Origin of the sequence: Thermococcus sp. EP1, from assembly GCF_001317345.1 — an archaeon.
Lineage (GTDB): Archaea > Methanobacteriota_B > Thermococci > Thermococcales > Thermococcaceae > Thermococcus_A.
In genome coordinates, this window is the sequence record NZ_JXCG01000001.1 from 72,039 (window position 1) to 85,521 (window position 13,483).

Here is a 13,483-nt window from a genome sequence, read left to right on the forward strand (position 1 = left end):
TAAAATATGTAGAACGCCAAGTTAAGAATGGTGATGAACATGAAAGGGTTGAAGATCTGGTTGTTAATAGCCCTCTTGGTGGGGAGCATAATCCCAGCAGGTTTGAGCCTAGCAGATGAAAATGCCACTATAGAAAATGAAACAGAACCCCTACCTCCTGAAATCCAAAATATAACTCAAGAAGAAAGGATAGCTAATCACATTGTCGTTGCCCTTGAAAGATTGAGCAACATAACAACAAAGTTAATTAATAATGTAAATCTTCCTGAGAACTCAAGTATCATGAGACACTACCAGTTAGCGGAACAATATAAAGAAGTTGCCATGAATGCATATGAAAGCGGCGACTATTACAACACAATAATAAACGGCCTCACTGCAATGCACCACTACAGAGAAGTGTTAAAAGGATTTAAAGAAGGAAAGGAGGAGCTCAGAGAACGACTTCCGGAAGAGATAAAGAGAATGGAAGGCTACTTCAGAATGGCCGAAAAGACAATAGAAATTGCCCAGAGACAGGGGATTGACGTAGGAAATGCCCCAGAGCTCTTAATGGAGACCAAAGAAGCTTACAAGACTGTACTTGAGGACATAAAAGCTAAAGATTTTGAAAAAGCTAGGGAAGATCTCGAAATCGCTAGAGAAAAGAAAGCTGCCTTAGATGAAGAACTTAGAAGAATCAGAAAAGAGCTTGTAGAAGCAAATGCAGACAAAATAGTAAATGAATTCCTAGAGAAAGGTGCAAGAGGGATAGAAATAGCAGAGAAAGTCGTTGAAATGGCAGAAGAAAAGGGTTACGACGCTCATGAGCTCCAAGAGAGACTCGAAGCATTTAAAGAGGTTTATAATGAAGTTAAGGCCCTTGCAGATGAAGGGAAATACGATGAGGCTCTTCAAGTTATGAGAGAGAATACAGAAACAATAAAAGAATTCCATCGGGCAATGGCCTTCCTTCAGAAGAAGTTCCATGAAAGAGAAGTCCAAGAGAGATTGGGAGACTTAAAGGCATTCCTTAGGGAGATGACAATAAGAATCCAGAAAGATTCAAAGGCCTTAAGAGAACTTAGAAGAAGGGGAATAGATACCAGAAGAGCAGAGCTTCAGCTCAAAACATCCATACAAGAGATAAGACTTGGAATTGAACTTCTTAAGCACAAAAAACCTGCAGAAGCTAAGATGCATTTCGCAATAGCTCTAGACATGCTCCACAAGGTCGATGAGTTTATCCTAAGGCACGCTTGATTTCTTTAAATTTTTGTGGAGGTGAAATGAATGAAGAGAGCCCTACTTGCCCTTTTACTTTTCATCCCTCTTGTGAATGCCCAGAGCATAAGCATTGCGCCCTATGGAGATGGCTATGCAACTGTGGAAATCGAAGTACCCGTGGACGACTATGCAACTCAAGTTACAGTTCCTTTATTAGGTTCTCACTATGAGGATGTATTTGTTACTGATGTAAATGGAAACCCCCTCGAGTATTCCATAGAAGGAAACGAGATCACAATAACCGTTCAAAACTCTCAAATAGTAAAAATAGCATACTCCACTCCAGATCTAATGAGCAAGGAAGGCCTTGTTTGGACTCTTTCATTAAAATTAGAAGCTCCAGTAGATGTAATTTTACCAGAAGAAGCAAGTTTGGTAGATATGAGTGAGTCACCCCTTGAAGTAGAAGGAAACAAGATAACAATGCCCGCAGGTGAAGTGCAAATAAGTTTCATCCTCCAGAACCTCGAAGACCAAAAACCAGTTCAAGATATTAACACAAACGAAGGTAAAGATTTAACAAAAATTATTCCTCTTTTAGGAGCTCTTTTGGTGCTCTTAGTTTTAGGAGTCACACTATGGAAAAGATGAATTTTTCTGGATTTTTCTTTTCTTCAATTAAATTTATGAACCCACACTCATAAATTTCCTACTGGTGGTTCTATGTTAGTTGCAAAACCATGCACAAGCATGAAGGCCATAAACATCACCCCTCAAGAGAAATTTGATCTTGATCTAGAAGAAGTGTGTGAATGCCTAGCTGAGAGAGGGTATCAAATAAAAAGAGTAACAAGGTTTCTAGCTCTTGTGAGAAAAGCATATGATATCAGCATATTCCCAAGTGGGAAGATAATAGTGAAAGAAACAGACAACAAAGAAGAAGCCTTAAAAATCGCTCAAGAAATTTACGAGTGTACAAAAGCCTATCGGGTGAGTTAATGTTTACCAAAGAAGAAATAGCAGAGAGGATCAATAGAATAAGGGAAGATAACGGTTTTCCCATAGTACCCTTTGTGATAGACGAAGTAAGATATGATGAAGAAGGGGATAAATTATTTATAATCGCTAAAGATAGAAGTGATAAAAGTGCAATCATTGGAAACAGCTTCGTAATTGGGAAACTCAGAGAAGAACTCGGAATAAAACAAGTTACTGTTTACTCAAAACTTGACCTCATCATAAAGAGAAAAAAACTAGAAGAGAACTTGAGGAGAATCAAAGGTAATTTTCTCGAGTTTCTGAGTCCTATAATAGAAACAGAGTTTAATTTCCCTCCTCGGAAATGGCCCACTCTTAGCAATAATGGGAGAGCCCTCGTGTTCCTCAGCTTCAATGCAAAAGCCATGGTAGGTTTTGCTGAAAAAGTTGGCCTAGAAGCCGAGAGAGTCGGAATCAAATACACCTTTCCAAAAATGGAATACACACCAATAGAAGGGTCTCTTAGGGAGCTCTTCTTTCCAGATGAGAAAAAGTTGAAGAAGATTGCCCAAGAAAGGAATATCAGAATAATTATTGCTGATTTTCCTTTTGATCTCAAGTTCCTTGATAATATAGCTCTCCTTAATCCCCTCAGGTTCCTCCATATTGGATTCTTTGAGGCAAAATATTTCTTTGGATTTGAAAGACCTGTCAGGGTGGATAAGAATGCAATGATAGATTTTGTCGTTGAAATGGTTGCTGAAGGCTTAATGGAATCAACAGATGGGGCAAACCTTATATGGTGGGCATGGAAAAGATAGAAGGTGGTAAAATGATAGTCGGCGTTGTGGGTAAAATTGCAGCAGGAAAAACCACGGTTGCAAAGTTTTTTGAAGAGAAAGGATTTTGCAGAGTTTCGTGTAGTGATCCACTAATTGACCTTCTAACCCATAATTTAAACGATTATTCTTGGCTTCCTGAGATCCCAGAAAGGGGTGAGCCCACAAGAGACAGACTCATCGAATATGGAAAACATTTGAAAGAAACCTATGGAGAAGATATTCTTATAAGACTCGCCATAGACAAGAGAAGACATTGTGAAAACATAGTGATAGATGGAGTAAGGTCAAAGGGAGAAATAGAGGCTATAAAGAAACGAGGCGGAGTCATAATATACATAGAAGCGAGACCTGAGATAAGGTATGAACGATTGAAAAAAAGAAATGCCGGAAAAGACAAGGTGATAAAGAGTTTTGAAGATTTTTTGGATGCAGATAAAGCGGAAGAGGAACTATATCACACAAGCATGCTTAAAGATCTGGCTGATTTCTTGATTGTGAATGAAAGCAGTCTTGAAGATCTAAAAAAGAGAGTTAATATCATTATAAACTCCTTAACGTCTGGAAAAATTTAAAGGCTCTTCAAGATTTCCTTTTATTGGTGAACTTCAATGAAAATAATTGTCCTTGCTCCCTGTCTTTTAAGCCCTTTCTACGTCTACCGAGGCCCAAAAGATAAGGAGTACAAAACTAGTAAAGAACTATTAAATCTTCTTGCAAAACATGCAGAAGAAATAAGAGTCTTAACTTACCCCTGTCCCGAATACAAACTTATAGGATGGCCAAGACCTCCAATGAGCAAAGAAGTTTTCGAAAAACTTGGAATGTCCGAAACTGCTAAAACCATTGTGGATTTTATTGAAAGAGTTCTAACGGAAGAAAAACCTGAGAAGGTAATTTTTGTTGGTGTCAAAGGTTCACCAACGTGTGGGGTATTCTATACGACTTCAAGCGATCCAGAAAAGTTCCCATATAGAATAATCGAAGAATTCTCTTATCTAAACAAAAAAGAACGGATAAAACTGTCAAAAGAACTCATGGAAGAGCAAAACTTCAAAGTAATACTAGGAGAAGGCGTGCTTTTCCAAATTCTTAAGAAGAGGTTTCCAGAGGCTATTTACCTAGAGTTTGATAAAGATAACATTGAAGAAAGCTTAAAACAACTTGACAAACACTTTAAACACTAAAGAGAGGACTATTCTCGAGGTTTCTCGGCCACCACCATTATTTCAATGTCGTCCATATCTACCTTTCGCTTCCCCCATCTCCCAGCAGTTCCTCCCCAAATGGCTTTCACTTCAAATCCAACCATTTTAAACATCAAATAAAGCTCTGTTGGGACATAAACTCGTTCTCGTATTGGAATTTTCGTACCATCTGGTGCCTCGAGTTCTTCAAAGAATGTCATGGTGTTCGGGTCAAATACTCCACTAGCAATATCCTCATTTGTGGCTTTTTTAATTCTTGAAAGCGCGCTTAGAGCTGTTAGGATGAACTTACCTCCCGGTTTCAGTGATTTATATATATTCCTTAAGATGGCTAAGTCATGCTCTATTGGGTCGTCAGACAAACCAAGTAATGAAAAGGCGCCCTCACATAGACATATCGCAGCGTCAAACTCTTCATTACACTCAAACCTAGCTGCATCTGCTTTTATCAATTCAACTTCAACACCCTCTTTTTGGGCCCATTCTTTTGCTTTTTCAAGCATTTTCTGGGAAATATCGATCCCTGTGACACGATATCCTCTCTTTGCAAGCTCTATAGAATGTCTTCCAACACCACAGCCCACATCTAATATTTTTGCACCTTCTGGAAGTTTAAATTCTTCCAGTAAAAAATCAATTTCTTTTTTCGTGTGTTTGGTAAAGGGTTCTTGTAAATAATAGTCAGCTTCCCTATCAAAAAACTCTTCCCATTCGTGCTTTTTCATAGTAACCACATACAAAACTCGTTTTTTCAGTTAAAAACTTTTGGATTATCTAAAGGGGTAAAAACGAACTATACAAAATACCTACAAATACACCTTCAAGAATAAACTATAAGAAAATTCATAAAGAGGTATAAATAGGTGTGGAATATGAATACTTTAATTATTTACGTTTCAATCCACCACAGAAATACTGAAAAAGTCGCAAAAGTCATGGCAAAAACTCTTGAAGCAGAACTCACAAAACCATGGGGAATAACGCCAAAAGAACTTTTAAATTACGATCTTATAGGATTTGGTTCTGGAATATACTGGTGGAGACATCACTGGGCTCTTCTAAAGCTTGTGGACAATCTTACAAGAATGGAAGGAAAGAAGGCTTTTATCTTCTCAACAGCTGGAATGAACATCCCTTGGTACAACCACAGACAACTGAGAAGAAAGCTGAAAGAGAAAGGCTTTCAAATTGTTGGAGAGTTCTCGTGTAGGGGCTGGGACACCAATGGATGGCTTGCCAAAATAGGTGGAATAAATAAAGGGCATCCAAATGAGAGGGATTTAGAGAGAGCGAGGAGGTTTGCTGAGGAGGTAAAAGTAGGTTTAAAAGATTAAGAACCTATTTTTGCCTGCATCCACCAACAATCTTTACTATCAGGATCTCTGACCAAGGGATTATAATATCTTTAATTCCATCTCGAAGGATAAGGTATCTGTTGTCGAAGATATCTCTAGGTTTCCCATAAAACTGAGTTCCTTTTCTCAATGTTACTTCCAAATAAGGCAATCTCGCTAAGAGTCCTTTCTTTTTTGGTAAGAATTCAGAATCTCTATACCAGATCTCCAACATAGCGCGCTCTTTGAACCAAGGAAACCATATAGCCAAGATGAACAAAAACACAGCCCAAGGAAAAGATAACAACCTCATCGCAGTTAAGAAATCTTCTCTCATAAAGTATCCAATCGTTGCTACAAGATATGTTGCAATTAAACTCCCAAGATTCCATTCAAAAAAAGAGCCCAAGTTTCTTATTTTAACAGGAGAAAATTGTGTAAATGCCAGATATATGCTAAATACCGCTCCGAACCACCAAATAAGAAGAATAATATTTGAAATTTCAATTAGCTTCAACTCTGTTGTCCACCACATGAGACCAATTAATATAGTCGATACAATGGTTGGCTTCCAGAAAGATAGAGAACGGTATGGTGATTTTTGAAAACCTGCTCGTTTTCTAAATTCATTAGCAAGAGACTCATAAATTAAAGCAAATTCCCCATACTCCTTAAAAAGGGACTGAAATTCTCCATGTTTTACTCGTCTAGAAAATCGTTCTTTTAACATCTCAGTTATTTGGGTTTGTTCCAAGATGAAGGCAATGATGAGAAATAACAAACTCAACTTATCCCCATAAGCACTCAATAAGTCCAGTACACTCATAATATCCCCCTAATAAAGAAAATACAATAGAACTTAAAAATTTATTTTAACAACACTAAAATCGCGCCTACCACTACCAACACCGTCCCAATGAAGGGCCTAGGAGCCATTTGCTCTCCCAATAAAAGCCACACTGTCTATAGCAACAATCACTTTAACACTCCCTGTTTTTAGTGCAGGAAAATAGAAAAACTATGAACGGAGCTCTCGCAACTCTAGAGAGAATTATAAAGGGTATCTTTCTAAATATCGTAACTAGAGTGGCAAAAATTGCTGAAAGGAGAGCATAAAAATGTAGATAGGCATTTCAAGCTCAAGCTTCCCTTATCGCTCTCTCCACAACTTCTTTGGCCTTCTTCATGAGCCCCTCCGCTTTTTCCTTTGTATGAGCTTCTAGAGTTATGCGCATTATTGGCTCTGTTCCACTCGGCCTGAAGAGAATCCACCACTCGTCGTTCTCAATCCTTACTCCATCAATATCAATGAGTCTTTTGTATGAGAATCTCTTGAGCGCTTCTTTTTCTATGAGCTCCATAGCTTTTTTCTTCTTCTCGTTAGGGCAGGGTATCTTTGCCCTAAGCGTCACATATCTTGGAACTTCCTTCGCGAGCTCGCTCAAAGGCCCCCGCTTGTCAATCATCTCCAAAACCAACGCCCCAGCGAAGATTCCATCGGGGGTTAGGTTCCATTGAGGCATTATCCAAGTGCCGCTTGGCTCTCCTCCAAAGATGGCATTCTCTCTCATGATTCCCTCAGCAACAGCAACATCACCAACCTTAACTCTAACAACCTCTCCACCTAAAGGCTTAACATAGTCATCAAGAGCAAAGCCAGCATCTACAGTTGTTATTATTCTGCCCTTTCCGAACTTCCTAAGCATGTATGCACTTATAAGAGAGAGCATCACCTCGTACTCCACAAAGTTACCTTCGTCATCTACGACCCCAATTCTATCCGCATCCCCATCATGGGCTATACCGACGTCTGCCTTGAAAACTTTAACAGCCTTGGAAAGTCCCTCAAGACTTTTAGCATTCGGCTCAAGTTCCCTTATGAAATATCCACTTGGGTGAGAGTTAAGGGAGATAACCTTATTCCCAAGTTCTCTTTGGAGATAGGGAGAAATCAACGCCCCTGCCCCATTACCTGCATCAACAACAACCGTATACCCCTTTGAAAGGCTAACCATCTCAAGGGCTTTTTTTATGTATTCTCTTCCAGGGTTGGCTGTTGTTAAGTTCCCAATCTCATTCCAAGGGGCTTTCTTAAAGCTCTTCTCTTCAAGGATCTTCTCAAGCTCATTTTCCATATCTCTTGTATAGGCCATCCCATTTGGCTGCCATACTTTAATACCATTATATTGTGGAGGATTATGTGAAGCTGTAATCGTAACCCCAGCATCTGCTCCATAAAGCCGAATAGCAAAACCAGTCAATGGAGTGGGAGAGACCCCAATATCAATCACATCAATACCAGTACTCAACAACCCTGAAATCATAGCGTTTTTTAGCATTTCGCCGCTCGTCCTAGTATCCATTCCCACAACAACTTTCCCTTCCCCTAAATAAGTTCCTAAGGCCTTTCCAACATTTAAAGCAAGTTCTGGAGTTAGCTTTTCATTAACGACTTCCCTTATTCCACTTGTGCCAAAATATTTCCCCATGATACTCACCATGTGATTGCTAACACTAAAAAATACGAAGCAAAGTTAAAAGATTTTTCATTCCATCTTTTCTAGAATCTCCTAACATAGCTTTTCTTTTCAATGACCCTCCCCTTCTCAAGTCGATAAACATCAACTCTATCCATGCCCATAGTTTCCCGCTTATATGAGACAAGATAGTCTACGAGATCCTTAATATCATATTTGAAAAGGGAATCTTTGTAGTACCTCGGTTCATAGATAAGGATAAGCCTATCCCTACGAGCAGTTATGAAAGAGTAGTACTTTTTTCGCTCCATTTTTGATCTAGAAAGAAGGGAATAAATAAGATATCCATCAAACTCTACTCCCTCCTCTATATTCCCAATAAAAACATTTTCTGGGTAATTAACTTCAAAAGGTAGGTACTCCACAAGAAAAGTATACCCTCTAGAAAGCCAAGCATTAAGAAAAATTCTCGCAAGCTTCTTTGCGTCCCCAGTAACTAAAACTACACCACTCTCAAGATTTGCTATCTTTTTAAGCATGACCCTTCCCCCTTGTTATTAGAAGTAGTCTTTTTAAAAACATACAGAATTGCACACCCAAACCATAAAATATATATTCTATTGTTCTCACTCCCATACGATAACCCCCCATTATGGAGGTCGACCTAATGAAGAATAGAGGATTAGCAGTATTTTTGATAGGAGTTTTGCTGTTTAGCGTTGCCGTAAGTGGGTGTATTGGTGGAGGAGAGAAGACAGAGACAGAAACAACCACTCCCCAATACGCAGGGAAGATTGCAGTAGTTTATGATGTTGGTGGAAGAGGTGACTTAAGCTTCAACGATATGGCCTACCTAGGTGCATCCAAAGCAGCAAAAGAATTTAACCTCGAGCTTAAGGAAGTACAAAGCAATACAGAATCAGACTATTTACCAAACCTCAGAAGCCTCGCCCAAACAGGAGAGTACAATCTCATAATAGCTGTTGGTTTTATGATGACCGATGCAGTAACACAGGTTGCAGATGAATTCCCAGACCAGAAGTTCGCTATCGTTGACGGATTCATTCCAGACAAACCAAATGTCGTAAGCATTCTATTTAAGGAAAATGAGGGGTCAGCCTTAATAGGGGCCCTTGCTGCTTTAATAGCTGCAAACGATGGAAAAGATAAAGTCGGCGCCGTTCTTGGTATCGAAATCCCAGTACTTTACAAATTCGAGGGTGGTTATAGATTCGGAATTAAGTGGGCCGAGGATTACTACAAACAAAAGACTGGAAACGATGTAAAGATAGACCTTCTTTACACTTACACAGGTTCATTCACAGACCCTGCAAAGGGTAAGACCGCAGCTCAAGCCCAACTCGGACAAGGAGCTTGGGTAATTTACCAAATAGCCGGGGCTGTTGGACTTGGTGTCTTCGATGCTGTTGATGAATATCTCAAGAGCCAAGGAAAAGAAATGGGGCCACCATTCGCTGTTGGTGTTGATTCAGCACAAGACTGGATTAAACCAGGCGTTATAATCGCCTCAATGATGAAAAGAGTGGACGTCGGTGTCTACAAGGCTGTTGAAATGGCCATTAAAGGCAACTGGCAAGGTGGAATAATGGAGCTTGGGCTTAATGAGCAAGGTGTTGGAGTAAGCACCATCGATGCAGTCAAAGAGATGTTTAACTCACTACCAGAAGACACCAAGCAGCAAAAACTCAAAGAACTAGGACTCGCTAGTGAAGACGAGCTCTTTGCTAAACTTGAAGAGACAAGAAAACAAGTTCCAGACTGGATATGGCAAGCCGTTGCAGAGCTTGAAGAGAAGATTAAAAGTGGAGAAATAAAGGTTCCCATGGCAACCACCAAAGATCAAATCGAAGCCATAAGAAATGCCCAAACATGGCAAGAAATGGAAGACTTAGCAAAACAATGGGAAAGCAGCTGATCTTTCCTTTCCTATTTTTAACTTTTATAACCTTTTAGGAGGTGCATCTATGGAAGAAGTACCAATTATTGAAATGAAAGGGATTGTCAAGATATATCCAGACGGTACAAAAGCCCTTAAAGGTGTTGATTTTTCCGTAAGAAAAGGTGAGATTCACGGGTTATTAGGTGAGAATGGAGCTGGAAAAACGACTTTAATGAAGATACTCTCTGGAATGCTTCATCCAACAGAGGGTAAAATACTTGTGAACGGGAAAGAAGTGAGATTTAAAAGTCCTGCTGATGCTCTTGCAAATGGAATTGGTATGGTTCACCAGCATTTCACGCTGGTAGATGTTTTTGATGGACTCCACAATATTATCTTGGGAATGGAGGGTCACGGTCTCTTCTCTAAAATAGATGTTGAAAAAGCAAGGAAAAAACTGCAAAAGCTTATGGATGATTTAAACTTTCAAGTTTCCCTTGATGTTCCTGTAGAAACCCTCCCTGTTGGTGTCCAACAAAGAATTGAAATTTTAAAAACCCTCTATAGAGACGTAGATGTACTTATTTTAGATGAACCAACTGCAGTGCTTACTCCAATAGAAGTGAAAGAGCTTTTCGAAGTACTCAAAAAGCTAAAATCCCAAGGTAAAACGATCATCTTTATCAGCCACAAACTCAAAGAGGTCATGGAGATAACAGATAGAGTAACCGTTCTCAGAAAAGGAGAACTAATAGGAACTGTAAATACAAGTGAAACCTCTCCCAAAGAATTAGCCAAAATGATGGTAGGAAGAGAAGTGGTTCTTAAGATAGAGAAACCTCCAAAAGAAGCCGGTAAGCCAGTGCTACAAGTGCAAGATCTGTGGGTAAGAGGGGATAGAGGCCAAGATGCTGTAAAGGGTTTGACATTTGAAGTGAGAGCTGGGGAGATCTTTGGAATAGCAGGAGTCGAAGGGAACGGACAAACCGAACTCATAGAAGCCATAAGTGGATTAAGAAAAATTGTAAAAGGTAAGGTCATTCTTAATGGAAAAGACATCACCGGAAGACCACCAAAAGAGCTCTACGACCTTGGAGTGGCTCACATTCCAGAGGATAGGATCCACATGGGACTGGTAACCGAGATGAGTGTTGCTGAAAACTCGATCCTTGGACTTCACTGGAGAGACACATTTAGAGGCCCCGTGGGAATGCTAAGGTGGGATAAAGCTAAAGAACATGCAGCAAAACTTGTAGAGAACTTTGAGGTCTTGGTTCCAAGTATAGAGTCCCCAGCAAAGAGCTTGAGTGGAGGAAATCAACAAAAGCTTATCGTGGCAAGAGAAGTGAGCAAACAACCAGAGTTCATTATAGCCTCTCAGCCCACAAGGGGTGTTGATGTTGCTTCGACAGAGTACATAAGAAATTACTTGATAAAACTTAGGAATGAGAATAAGGCTGTTCTTTTGGTGTCTGCAGATTTGGATGAAGTTCTCCAGCTTAGTGATAGAATGGCAATAATGTATGAAGGAAAGTTCGTTGGGATCGTAAAGCCTGAAGAGGTTACTGAAGAACAAATAGGACTAATGATGGGAGGTATAAAACATGAAAGCTAACATTAAAGGGTTCTTTAAGCCTCTTGTAGAAAGTCTAATAGCTATCATAATAGGAATGTTAATAGGTGCCATTATACTAGCATTCTCTGGATACAGTCCGACTGAAGCATATGTAGCCCTCTTTGATGGTGCATTAGGCTCCAAATATGGATGGGCCATGACCCTGAGTGCTGCAACACCAATAATTTTAACCGCACTAACCTTTGGACTTGGCGCAAGGACAGGTCTATTCAACATAGGTGCCGAAGGAACAGTGTATTTTGGAGCTATAGCTGCAATTATCTTCACTAATATTCTGGGAAATGTTTTAATAGGTCTTCTTGGTGGAATAATTGCGGGACTTGTGTGGATGTCCATTCCTGCCTTTTTAAAGGTCTTTAGAGGAGTTAACGAGGTTGTTTCTACAATCATGTTAAATTGGATGGCGTATTTCATTGCCTTATATATAGTCCTTCAGAAGATACCCAATCCAGATGACCCAAACAAAACCATAGCCGTCCCTGTAAGTGCGAGATTTCCAATAGTAATAAGAGGAACAGAGTTATCATGGGCCTTTGTCATTTCTGTGGCAGCAGCTCTCATAGCATATTACATTCTCTGGCATACCACATTAGGCTATGAACTAAGAGTTAGCGGATATAACGAAAGAGCAGCACGTTATGGGGGTATAAACCCCAAAAAAGCGGTGATATGGTCATTCTTACTAGGCGGAATTATGAGCGGTCTAGCTGGAGCTACTGAAGTCATGGGAAGACCACCAAGCTATGCAATAAGTCAGGGAATGGCAAACATTTATGGATATGGATTCGATGGAATTGGAGTTTCATTAGTGGGCAGAAACCATCCCATTGGAATAATATTCAGTGGAATATTCTTTGGTATGCTTAAAGCTGGAGCTACAGCTATGCAAATTGAAGCAGGAGTTCCCTTGGAGATGGTTAGAATGGTTCAGGGAATTATAGTCGTTACAGTTGCCATACCAGGACTTTTGGATCTATTGAAAAGGGTGGTGAGAAGATGATGGATGCAGTAATTTCAACCCTCATAGGAGCATTAACAGCAATGGTCCCCTTAGTGCTTACAAGTGTAGGAGCAGTGGTAAGCGAAAGAGCTGGTGTAGTAAATATCGGATATGAGGGAATACTGCTCATGAGCGCATTTTTTGGAGCTATTTTTGCCGAAATTACTGGGAATCCATGGATAGGACTCTTAGGAGGTGCATTTGTAGGTACACTCCTGGGAATGCTTCATGGATTTATAACAGTATATCTAAAAGGAGATCACGTTATACCAGGGATAGGTGTCAATCTGCTCGCATTAGGTATAGTAGCCTTTGGAATTCCTGCATATTGGGGAACAGCAGGTCAGCACCAAGTGCCTTCAAACTTTAGAATAGAACCCCTAATAAAAACTGCCTACGGAAGTTTAAGTCCAATGGTCATCATAACAATAGTAATTACTGTGCTGACCCATTGGGTGCTCTTTAGAACCCCATTAGGACTTAGAATACGATCTGTAGGTGAGAATCCAGAAGCAGCTGATGCGCTAGGTATTAACGTCGAACGTTATAGGTTTTTAGCCACAGTTTACGGAGCAACTCTTGCAGGCCTTGGAGGAGCTTTTATGAGTGTTGATTGGCTTGGTACAGTTACAAAACAGCTTTCCGCCGGAAGAGGTTTTATAGCATTAGCAAACATGGTATTCAGTGGATGGAATCCATTAAGGGCCCTTCTAGGAGGATTCATCTTTGGATTCTTTGACAACCTCTCAGTATGGGTCAGGACCACTCCAGCAGTCCAGAAAGTTATTCCGTGGCAATTCGTGGCAACACTCCCCTATCTGGTAACTCTGATCATAGTTGCAGGAATAATAGGAAAAGTAAGAGTTCCCAAGTGGGATGGAAAGCCTTACAAGAGAGAGTGATCT

General features: G+C 40.0%; 15 protein-coding genes. 11 read left to right on the forward strand and 4 right to left on the reverse strand.

The features are described 5' to 3' along the window. The first annotated feature begins 39 nt into the window (after nucleotides 1-39). The 6 genes from EP1X_RS00360 (at nucleotide 40) to EP1X_RS00385 (ending at nucleotide 4,210) form a co-directional block, all read left to right on the forward strand. Nucleotides 40-1,242 carry a hypothetical protein gene (locus tag EP1X_RS00360; protein WP_055280770.1) on the forward strand — a complete coding sequence of 401 codons (1,203 nt, stop codon included), beginning with the start codon at nucleotides 40-42 and terminating at the stop codon, nucleotides 1,240-1,242. Between the two features lie 30 nt (nucleotides 1,243-1,272). Beyond that, nucleotides 1,273-1,857 carry a hypothetical protein gene (locus EP1X_RS00365; RefSeq protein ID WP_055280771.1) on the forward strand — a complete coding sequence of 195 codons (585 nt, stop codon included), beginning with the start codon at nucleotides 1,273-1,275 and terminating at the stop codon, nucleotides 1,855-1,857. A 72-nt stretch (nucleotides 1,858-1,929) separates the two neighbouring features. Further along, nucleotides 1,930-2,205, forward strand: a complete 276-nt coding sequence (locus tag EP1X_RS00370) for a hypothetical protein (RefSeq protein WP_055280772.1) — start codon at nucleotides 1,930-1,932, stop codon at nucleotides 2,203-2,205. Beyond that, entirely contained in the window at nucleotides 2,205-3,005 is an 801-nt protein-coding gene (locus tag EP1X_RS00375) for a hypothetical protein (RefSeq protein WP_055280773.1), read from the forward strand. The genes EP1X_RS00370 and EP1X_RS00375 overlap by 1 nt, the downstream gene beginning before the upstream one ends. Nucleotides 3,006-3,016: 11 nt before the next feature. Then, a complete protein-coding gene (locus EP1X_RS00380) occupies nucleotides 3,017-3,598 on the forward strand; it encodes an AAA family ATPase (RefSeq protein WP_055281359.1) in 582 nt (193 codons plus the stop codon). Between the two features lie 36 nt (nucleotides 3,599-3,634). Beyond that, nucleotides 3,635-4,210, forward strand: a complete 576-nt coding sequence (locus EP1X_RS00385; protein ID WP_055280774.1) for a DUF523 domain-containing protein — start codon at nucleotides 3,635-3,637, stop codon at nucleotides 4,208-4,210. 8 nt (nucleotides 4,211-4,218) lie between these two features. On the opposite strand, the gene EP1X_RS00390 is transcribed toward EP1X_RS00385, so the two are convergent. Further along, nucleotides 4,219-4,956 (reverse strand): class I SAM-dependent methyltransferase, encoded by a 738-nt coding sequence (locus EP1X_RS00390; RefSeq protein WP_055280775.1) that lies wholly within the window; start codon nucleotides 4,954-4,956, stop codon nucleotides 4,219-4,221. 147 nt (nucleotides 4,957-5,103) lie between these two features. Here EP1X_RS00390 and EP1X_RS00395 point away from each other — a divergent pair, with 147 nt between their 5' ends. After that, a complete protein-coding gene (locus EP1X_RS00395) occupies nucleotides 5,104-5,565 on the forward strand; it encodes a flavodoxin family protein (RefSeq protein WP_055280776.1) in 462 nt (153 codons plus the stop codon). Between the two features lie 4 nt (nucleotides 5,566-5,569). On the opposite strand, the gene EP1X_RS00400 is transcribed toward EP1X_RS00395, so the two are convergent. From EP1X_RS00400 to EP1X_RS00410, 3 genes are all read right to left on the reverse strand, one after another. Continuing rightward, complete coding sequence (locus EP1X_RS00400; protein ID WP_055280777.1) at nucleotides 5,570-6,391, reverse strand: hypothetical protein; 822 nt, start codon at nucleotides 6,389-6,391, stop codon at nucleotides 5,570-5,572. Nucleotides 6,392-6,704: 313 nt separating this feature from the next. Next, nucleotides 6,705-8,054: a phosphoglucosamine mutase gene (gene glmM / locus EP1X_RS00405; RefSeq protein ID WP_055280778.1), complete on the reverse strand. Its 1,350-nt coding sequence runs from the start codon at nucleotides 8,052-8,054 to the stop codon at nucleotides 6,705-6,707. 71 nt (nucleotides 8,055-8,125) lie between these two features. Further along, complete coding sequence (locus EP1X_RS00410; protein ID WP_055280779.1) at nucleotides 8,126-8,581, reverse strand: hypothetical protein; 456 nt, start codon at nucleotides 8,579-8,581, stop codon at nucleotides 8,126-8,128. A gap of 128 nt (nucleotides 8,582-8,709) precedes the next feature. Here EP1X_RS00410 and EP1X_RS00415 point away from each other — a divergent pair, with 128 nt between their 5' ends. From EP1X_RS00415 to EP1X_RS00430, 4 genes are read left to right on the forward strand one after another with little or no spacing between them, the layout of a single operon-like run. Continuing rightward, nucleotides 8,710-9,978 carry a BMP family protein gene (locus EP1X_RS00415; protein WP_055280780.1) on the forward strand — a complete coding sequence of 423 codons (1,269 nt, stop codon included), beginning with the start codon at nucleotides 8,710-8,712 and terminating at the stop codon, nucleotides 9,976-9,978. Between the two features lie 49 nt (nucleotides 9,979-10,027). Continuing rightward, on the forward strand, nucleotides 10,028-11,557 hold the full coding sequence (locus EP1X_RS00420) for an ABC transporter ATP-binding protein (RefSeq protein ID WP_055280781.1): 1,530 nt from the start codon (nucleotides 10,028-10,030) through the stop codon (nucleotides 11,555-11,557). Next, a complete protein-coding gene (locus EP1X_RS00425) occupies nucleotides 11,547-12,578 on the forward strand; it encodes an ABC transporter permease (RefSeq protein WP_055280782.1) in 1,032 nt (343 codons plus the stop codon). Before EP1X_RS00420 ends, EP1X_RS00425 begins: the two co-directional genes overlap by 11 nt. Continuing rightward, nucleotides 12,575-13,480, forward strand: coding sequence for an ABC transporter permease (locus tag EP1X_RS00430; protein WP_055280783.1), 906 nt, complete (start codon nucleotides 12,575-12,577; stop codon nucleotides 13,478-13,480). The genes EP1X_RS00425 and EP1X_RS00430 overlap by 4 nt, the downstream gene beginning before the upstream one ends. Nucleotides 13,481-13,483 lie beyond the last annotated feature (3 nt).